This is a genomic window from uncultured Campylobacter sp. (assembly GCF_938031315.1).
Lineage (GTDB): Bacteria > Campylobacterota > Campylobacteria > Campylobacterales > Campylobacteraceae > Campylobacter_B.
The window spans coordinates 1-6,988 of record NZ_CALHHT010000415.1; the positions used below are offsets into that span (position 1 = coordinate 1).

Sequence of the window (6,988 nt, forward strand, 5' to 3'; positions counted from 1 at the left end):
GCGGTATGCGCCGAAGTAGTGAAATTTTCGTAACGCATAATAAGAGACATTTTTACGGAATTTTTGCCGTTCGTCGCGTGTGTCACGATAAATTTTTTATGCTTTGCCGCGCGCGCCGCTGCGGTCTGCCACATGCTTCGTTGTGCATATTGTCGCGGCGGAATTTCCGCGGTTCGTCGTGTGCAGCGTTGCGATAAAATTTTCAAGGCTAGCCCAGCCTGCTGTCGCGACGAAATTTCCGTAAAGCCGTGTATGCACTGCTCGGGCGCGATCTTATGCCGCGCCACCAGATTAAATTTATAGCTCATAGCGCCGCAAAAATTAAAATTCATCGCGCCCGCCTCGCTACGCCGAATTTACGGTTTGCCAAGCAAGCTATTTTAGCTCGCAGCCGAAATTGCGGCTTGCTTACGCATAATTTTGGCAATATTTTGACGTTTGCTGCGCATGCCGATACCGCGCGGCTTTTAGAATTTGCCTCATGCGCCACTGCGGCTTGCTGCACTCGTCTTGCCCAAACGCCCGCTTGGCTCATAGCGCGGCTAAATTTAAACTCGTAGCCCGAGCTTTGTTCTGCTAAATTTATAAAATTTACAGCCTGCTGCGCGTACCGTTTCAGCTCGCCGCATCTGTCTTTATAGCGAAATTTTACGGCGTCTTCCACGCGCCGCTGCGGTAAAATTTTTATGGCTCGCAGCTCGCAGCGTTTAGGCGGATTTTTTTGGGTTCGTTGCGTATGCCTCGGCGGCGTATTTTCGCAGCGCGCCTCATTGTAGCGCGATTTGGCGGCGCATGGTACGCGCCCTTTCGGCGTGCTTTTAAGATGCGCCGTTTGAGCGAGCTCGTGTTTGATAGCGCGGCTAAATTTAAAACTTTCACTATATCCGCGTTTGGCGGAGCGGCTAAATTTAAAGCTTGTCGTTCGCGCCTTTGCAGCTACGTGCGGCCTGGGATTTTGATCAAATTTGCTCGTCTCGCCGCGCTTGCTCATGCGATGAAATTTTGCTATTTTAACGCTCACGATCTTGCCTTAAAAAAGCTGCGATTTTAGCGGGATCTTTGACGCGCCAAAGATAGTCCAAAACCCCGTCGCCGCTACGCCATTCGCGCTTGCCAGAGAGGATTTTAGCTAAAAATTCCACCGCGGTATCTAGCGGGATTTCGCCGCCTCTTTTAAAGCTTCGTAAAATTTCATTCTCGGCTCGCGGCTTCGGATTTTGTGCCTCTAGGCTCTGCGCCGTTGCGTCCACAACGTGCGGCGAAATTTCTATCTGCACGTCATCTCCGCGCTGAAGCACCAGAAGTAGGGCGCAGGCGAAGTCGCAGCGCTTCAGATAGTCGTTATTTGCCTCCTCAAAATAGCAGAGCAGGGCGATTTTATCGTTACCCGACTTGTATTCGCCGTTTTTGCCTGCTTCGTTTGCGTCCTGCTCGGAGCCGGAATTTTCCGCGCTTTCTTTCAGCCTTGCAGCGGCGATTATTGCGCCGTTTTCGAGCGCGCACGCTGCGGAGATCGTCGAAATTTCGGCGTGATTTTGCGTAAAAATCGCATTTTGCGCTGCGATCGCGTTGAGTACGCTGACGCAAAAGCTCGAAGGCGAGACGCTTTCGTCCATCGAGCCGAGCAGGCTAAAACAGCGGTTGATCTCGCCCAGGCGCGAGCAAAAGACGAGCGGCATTCCTTCGCCCTGCGTCGCGGTGTCATCGCCTGCTTTTAAATTTTGCCTCGCGGAATTTAAGGAATTTTCATTTGTGAAATCTTGCTGCGACGAATTTAAATTTTGCTGCGTAAAATTTAAAGAATTCTCATTTGAAAAATCCCGCGGCGGCGGGTTTTGTGTGGCGGCGCGGCTTTTGCTTGCATCTAAATTTTGAGGTGCGAGATTTAAGGAGTTTTCCTCAGCTAAGCTTTGCGGCGCATTTTGCGAAATTTCGCCTAAAAGCGAGATGCAAAGTTTCGCCCCGAGCCCCAAGCGGCGGCGCTGTAACGGCGGAATGTGCTCAAGAGCCGGTTTTTTCTTTAAGGCTTCGAGAACTAAAATTTCCTCTTTTAAGCGGGTGTGAGCAGAAATTTTTAAATTTTCTTCGGAGCTTTTTTGTAAAGCCCCGTTTTTTAATGCTGAAAAATTTGCGGGATTTATAGAATTCTGCTTGCAGTCCGGAATATCTGTAAAATCTTGCGTAGAATTTGACAAAAAATCATACGTAAAATTTTGATCCGTATCGCAAGCGAGATCGGAATTTTCGTCTAAGCTTACTTCGGAAATTCCGTCCAAGCAAGCGGCGAGTTTTTTATAAAACTCCGCCGGCTCGCCCGAAATTATCGCGCTTGCGTAAACTACGCCGAAGCTTAGTTTATTTTGCAATATAGCCTCTTAGCGTGACGCCGCTCATTATCGAGCCTACGCCGCATTCAAACTCTTTGTCGCTTACGAAAACGTTTTTGTAATAGTAGCTCGTGATGTTTACGACCTTGTTGCCGCCCTCTTTTTTGGCTCGGTCTTGAAAGCTAAGCAGCGCCGATAAAAACGCGCGGTTGCATGCGGCTTGATCGCTCTTGTTGACGCTGTTTGTTTTTTTGTTCGAGCTTAGCTGCTGCGTGATCTTTCTGCCTGCGGATTTGTTGCCGAAGTAGAATTTTATGTTCGGATCAAGCTTGGCTTTAGCGTCTGGCTCTGCGAGTGCCGCAGCGATCGGGAAGCGCACGATATCGTTTTTGGCATAAGCCGAATTAGCGACAAAAAGCGTCGCAACTACGAAAAATAGAAATTTTTTCATTTTCTCTCCTTTAGTTGATAAATTTTTTAAAAATCAAAGAGGTGTTTACGCCGCCGAAAGCGAAGTTATTATTCATAACGTAATTCGTATTTATCTCCTGCGGCTGCGTGAGGTACCTAAGCGGCGCACATTCCGGATCGATATCACGTAAATTTAGATTCGGATAGAATAGCCCCTCGTTCATCATCATCACCGAGATGAAGCTTTCCAGCGCTCCGCACGCGCCCAAAGTATGACCTAAATAGCCCTTGTAGGAGCTCACGGGCGTCTGCGAGCCGAAAATTTCATGCGTTGCCGTAGATTCTGCGACGTCGCCCTGCTTGGTCGCCGTAGCGTGGGCGTTTACGTGCCCGATGAGATCCGGCGAAATTGCGGCGTCTTTGAGCGCCAGCTGCATCGCCGCGCGCATAGTCTCGCTCTGCGGGCGGGTGATATGCGTGCCGTCGCAGGTCGTGCCGAAGCCTACTATCTCGGCGTAAATTTTAGCGCCGCGCGCAAGTGCGCTTCTTAGGCTTTCTAGCACGAATATAGCGCCGCCTTCACCCAAAACCAGCCCGTCGCGCGCTATATCAAACGGCGCGGGGCTGAGGGTAGGGGTGTCGTTTTTACAGCTTGTCGCGTAGAGCTTGTCAAACACGAATGCCTGGCTCGGGTGCAGCTCGTCCGCGCCGCCTGCTAGCATCATATCTATCAGGCCAAATTTTATCGCTTCATAGGAGTATCCGATCGCTTGAGACGCGCTCGTGCACGCAGAGCCTGTGGGGATGAGCCTGCCTTTTAGTCCGTAGTAGATCGCGATATTTGCAGCGACGGTGTGAGGCATCATCTTTACGTATGAGTTGGCGTTGAAGGTGCTATCCTTGCCATGCAAAATATCTATGACCTCGCCAGTAGCCTTTGCATCGCCGCTGCAGCTACCCGCTGCGACGCCCATACGGCCGTCTTTTATGCGCTCATCCTCTAAAAGCCCAGCATCCGCCAGAGCCTCGCCCGCAGCATCGACGCCAAACATCGCTACCTTGCCCATCGAGCGGGTATCTTTGCGGCTCCAGTGCGCAGGCGGCGCGTAGTTTCGTATCGGCGCGCCAAGCCTAGTGTTTAGCTCCTCGCCGAAGATATCCCATTCGCTCATATAAACTACGGCGCTTTTTTGCTGCGCCAAATTCTGCTTGATGCTCGCCCAGTCCCGCCCGAATGCACAGATGTTGCCAAAACCCGTAATAACTACTCTATTTAACATAATCCACCGTCTATTTTAATAACCTCTTTTGTGATGTATGCGGAATTTTCGCTTAGCAAAAACTCCACCAAATGCGCTACTTCGCTCGGCTCACCGATGCGGCCTAGCGGGATCGCGCTTAAAATTTGCTCGCTTGCGACCTCGTTTATACTCTCGCTCATCGCCGTTTTGATGAGCCCGGGAGCCACGACGTTTACCGTGATCTTGCGGCTTGCAAGTTCTATCGCTAGCGATTTTGCCGCGGCGATTAGGCCTCCTTTGCTAGCGGCGTAGTTGCTCTGGCCGCGGTTGCCGGCGATTCCGCTAACCGAGCTCATCACCACGATACGCCCGCCTTTTTTGGCGCGGATCATCGACATCAGCGCGGGCTTTATGACGTTATAAAACCCGCCTAAATTCGTATCTATCACGCTTTGCCAATCCTCGCGCTCGAACCACACGAAGGAGTTATCCCGCGTAATGCCAGCGTTTAGCACGATGCCCCAGTATGCGCCGTTTGCCTCTATGTCTGCTTCGATATGTTCCTGCGCCCCAGCGGTATCTGCGACGTCAAATTTTAAAATTTGAACTTCCGCCGCGCCCGCGTCCAAACAGCGCTTCGCTACGTCTTTTAGCTTTGCTTCATTGCGCCCATTTAGCGCCAAGCCGTAACCCTTTTGCGCTAAATTTAACGCGCACGCCTCGCCGATACCGCCGCTTGCTCCGGTAATTAAAATTCTCTTAGCCATTTATACTCTTTAGCATTTCATCGTTCGGGTTCATCACGCTTAGCGTGGCGCTTGCGATATGTTCGCCGCCGCAGCGGATCTCGCAATCGAAGATATATAGCCCCTCGCCGTCGCTCACGCTCTGCCTCGCCGTCGTAATCACGCGCTCGCCCAGCTTCAGGCTTGCGCGCGAAATATCAAGGTTCCGCACGCCTAGCAAAAACCCAAGCCTCGCCTCGCCGTCGTTTCTGTAGCCCGAATACACGCCGATGCACTGCGCCATTATCTCCATATACGCGTAGCTGCCGAGCTCTCCGTTTTCGGTAAACGGCGAGTCCTCTTTAACGCTAAACGCACAGCTCGCATATCCGTCGCTAATCTCTAAAATTTCATCTGCGAAGACCATATATCCGCTCTGCGGTAGGATACTAGAGGCTCTCATACTCGTCCTATTATGGTTACGGCGTTGTCGCCGCCAAAAGCAAAGTTTAGATTCATTGCGGTATCTACGCGCGCTTTTTTGGCTTCGCACGCGAGATTAAATTTAGACAGCGCAGCTGGAATTTCGCTCGTTTGCAAAGCTTGATCCGCAGCGCTTTTTAAAATTTTATCATCCGCGCCTTGCACAGCTTTAGACGCAGCCAAAATTTTATCCGCGCTGCTTTTTGAAATTTCACTCTGCGCGTTTTGCAAAATTTCATCTCCCAAGCTACATGAAATTTGATCGCTTACGCTATTTAAAATTTCATCGTTTCGCACGCCGCGCCGCGCCTGCGCGCCATGAAAAATTTCAGCCTCCGAGCCGCGCCAAATTTTATCGTTCGTAAAATTTGGCGGGATCACGCCCTGTCTGATCGCCTCGTAGCACACGGCAAGCTCGATCGCCCCCGCAGCGCCCAGGGTGTGTCCGATCGCCCATTTTGACGAGCTTACGGGCGCTAAGGGCAGGGCGGCACTCATAGCCAGGGCCTCCATCGCGTCGTTAGCCGCAGTGCCAGTGCCGTGTAGATTTACGTAGTCCACGCTTTGCAGCTGCGCCGATTTTAGCGCGGTTTTGATCGCTGCGATCTGCATGCGCGCGTTAGGATCGGGCTTTGTAATATGATAAGCGTCGGAGTTTGCTGCGTGAGCCAAAAGCGCGACGTTGCTTATGCGCTCGCGCGAGAGCACGAACGCGCAGGCTCCCTCGCCTAGATTTGTACCTGTTCGCGCCTCTGAAAACGGCCTAAGCGGCTGCTCGCTTAAAATCTCAAGCGCGCTAAATCCCTGCAGCGTGAGCTCGTCTAATGCGTCGGCGCCGCCGAATACGACCGCGTCGCAAAGTCCCGCGTATATGAGGCGTGAAGCTTCGATGAGAGCTTTGTTTCCGCTGGTGCAGGCGCTCGAAACTCCGATCGCGACGGATTTTAGCCCGAAGCGTTCGCGGATAAAATTTGCGGGGTTTGCGTGAGAGTTGCGCTCGAAGCAGAAGTTTTTAAATTTATCGTTTGCGGCTTTTGAAATTTTGGCGAAATTTTCGCCGTTTGCAGTGGAAATTTCACTACACGACGTGGAGCTTTCGCCGCCTTGAGAGATAAAATTTTCCGCGTCTTTGCCGCAGGCAAAAAATTCCGCATAGTTTTCTTGCACGCCTGTGTTGGTGGTCGCAAACACCACGCCAATGCGGTGCGCCGAATTTTTGCACGGCTTGCTCGATCTGTCCGTGCGCGCCGAGGCAGGCGTAAAGCGCCAGAGCGTTCGTGCGCGTGGCGTAGGCGCGATCTTTGATCTTTGGCAGCGACGTATCCACGCGCCCAAAGATGAAATTTTTTCCATAGACGCTAAGCTTTTGCAGCGCGGATCTTTTTTCGCACAGCGCGCTAAAAAGCTCTGCGGCGCTGTTTGCGCCCGCACAGATGAGCCCGGGGTTACTTAGATACTGCGTCATATCGGCGCCCCTTTGCGTTTATGGTGAAATTCGGTTTATCCGCATTCTCAAGCAGGGCTAAAAATACGCGCTCGCTTTGCGAATCGGGCGGCAGGAAGCCGTCGTTGCGAAATTTCGCCTCGCCGCCGCCCGTGATCGATAAAATTTTACGTGCGATCGGCGCGCCTAGCATATCGAGCCAGACGAGCTTGTAGCGGCTATCCTCGCCGCTTGCGGGTGAAATTTTTGAAATTAGGGCTCTGCTTTTTACGCCGAGCTCATCCGTCAGGATGAACTGCTTTTGGCTAAATTCCGCTATCTGCTCGGGTGCCTTGCGCGCGCATCCACTTATAAAAA

General features: G+C 51.9%; 9 protein-coding genes and 1 pseudogene. All 10 read right to left on the minus strand.

Annotated elements, in window-relative coordinates; all coding sequences use genetic code 11:
- On the minus strand, positions 1–332 hold a 332-nt coding region (locus Q0236_RS10370; protein WP_297917523.1), incomplete at its 3' end, for a hypothetical protein.
- Positions 329–1,021 carry a hypothetical protein gene (locus tag Q0236_RS10375; RefSeq protein WP_297917526.1) on the minus strand — a complete coding sequence of 231 codons (693 nt, stop codon included), beginning with the start codon at positions 1,019–1,021 and terminating at the stop codon, positions 329–331. The genes Q0236_RS10375 and Q0236_RS10370, both read right to left, overlap by 4 nt.
- Positions 1,011–2,366 (minus strand): beta-ketoacyl synthase chain length factor, encoded by a 1,356-nt coding sequence (locus Q0236_RS10380; protein ID WP_297917528.1) that lies wholly within the window; start codon positions 2,364–2,366, stop codon positions 1,011–1,013. Before Q0236_RS10380 ends, Q0236_RS10375 begins: the two co-directional genes overlap by 11 nt.
- Positions 2,356–2,778: an excinuclease ABC subunit A gene (locus Q0236_RS10385; RefSeq protein WP_297917531.1), complete on the minus strand. Its 423-nt coding sequence runs from the start codon at positions 2,776–2,778 to the stop codon at positions 2,356–2,358. Before Q0236_RS10385 ends, Q0236_RS10380 begins: the two co-directional genes overlap by 11 nt.
- A 10-nt stretch (positions 2,779–2,788) precedes the next feature.
- Entirely contained in the window at positions 2,789–4,018 is a 1,230-nt protein-coding gene (locus Q0236_RS10390) for a beta-ketoacyl-ACP synthase (RefSeq protein ID WP_297917534.1), read from the minus strand.
- Positions 4,012–4,746: a 3-oxoacyl-ACP reductase FabG gene (fabG, locus tag Q0236_RS10395; protein ID WP_297917537.1), complete on the minus strand. Its 735-nt coding sequence runs from the start codon at positions 4,744–4,746 to the stop codon at positions 4,012–4,014. The genes Q0236_RS10390 and fabG overlap by 7 nt, the downstream gene beginning before the upstream one ends.
- Positions 4,739–5,167, minus strand: a complete 429-nt coding sequence (locus Q0236_RS10400) for a hypothetical protein (RefSeq protein ID WP_297917540.1) — start codon at positions 5,165–5,167, stop codon at positions 4,739–4,741. Before Q0236_RS10400 ends, fabG begins: the two co-directional genes overlap by 8 nt.
- Complete coding sequence (locus Q0236_RS10405) at positions 5,164–6,381, minus strand: beta-ketoacyl synthase N-terminal-like domain-containing protein (RefSeq protein WP_297917543.1); 1,218 nt, start codon at positions 6,379–6,381, stop codon at positions 5,164–5,166. The genes Q0236_RS10400 and Q0236_RS10405 overlap by 4 nt, the downstream gene beginning before the upstream one ends.
- Positions 6,266–6,652 carry a hypothetical protein gene (locus Q0236_RS10410; protein WP_297917546.1) on the minus strand — a complete coding sequence of 129 codons (387 nt, stop codon included), beginning with the start codon at positions 6,650–6,652 and terminating at the stop codon, positions 6,266–6,268. Before Q0236_RS10410 ends, Q0236_RS10405 begins: the two co-directional genes overlap by 116 nt.
- Positions 6,633–6,988: pseudogene (locus Q0236_RS10415) on the minus strand (hypothetical protein); the annotation flags it as partial. The gene Q0236_RS10410 and the pseudogene Q0236_RS10415, both read right to left, overlap by 20 nt.

What these genes read in the sequence shown, in the direction of transcription:
- Q0236_RS10385 (WP_297917531.1), bottom strand. Translation starts at nt 2,778, where the DNA reads ATGAAAAAATTTCTATTTTTCGTAGTTGCGACGCTTTTTGTCGCTAAT.
- Q0236_RS10390 (WP_297917534.1), bottom strand. Translation starts at nt 4,018, where the DNA reads ATGTTAAATAGAGTAGTTATTACGGGTTTTGGCAACATCTGTGCATTC.
- fabG (WP_297917537.1), bottom strand. Translation starts at nt 4,746, where the DNA reads ATGGCTAAGAGAATTTTAATTACCGGAGCAAGCGGCGGTATCGGCGAG.
- Q0236_RS10400 (WP_297917540.1), bottom strand. Translation starts at nt 5,167, where the DNA reads ATGAGAGCCTCTAGTATCCTACCGCAGAGCGGATATATGGTCTTCGCA.
- Q0236_RS10410 (WP_297917546.1), bottom strand. Translation starts at nt 6,652, where the DNA reads ATGACGCAGTATCTAAGTAACCCCGGGCTCATCTGTGCGGGCGCAAAC.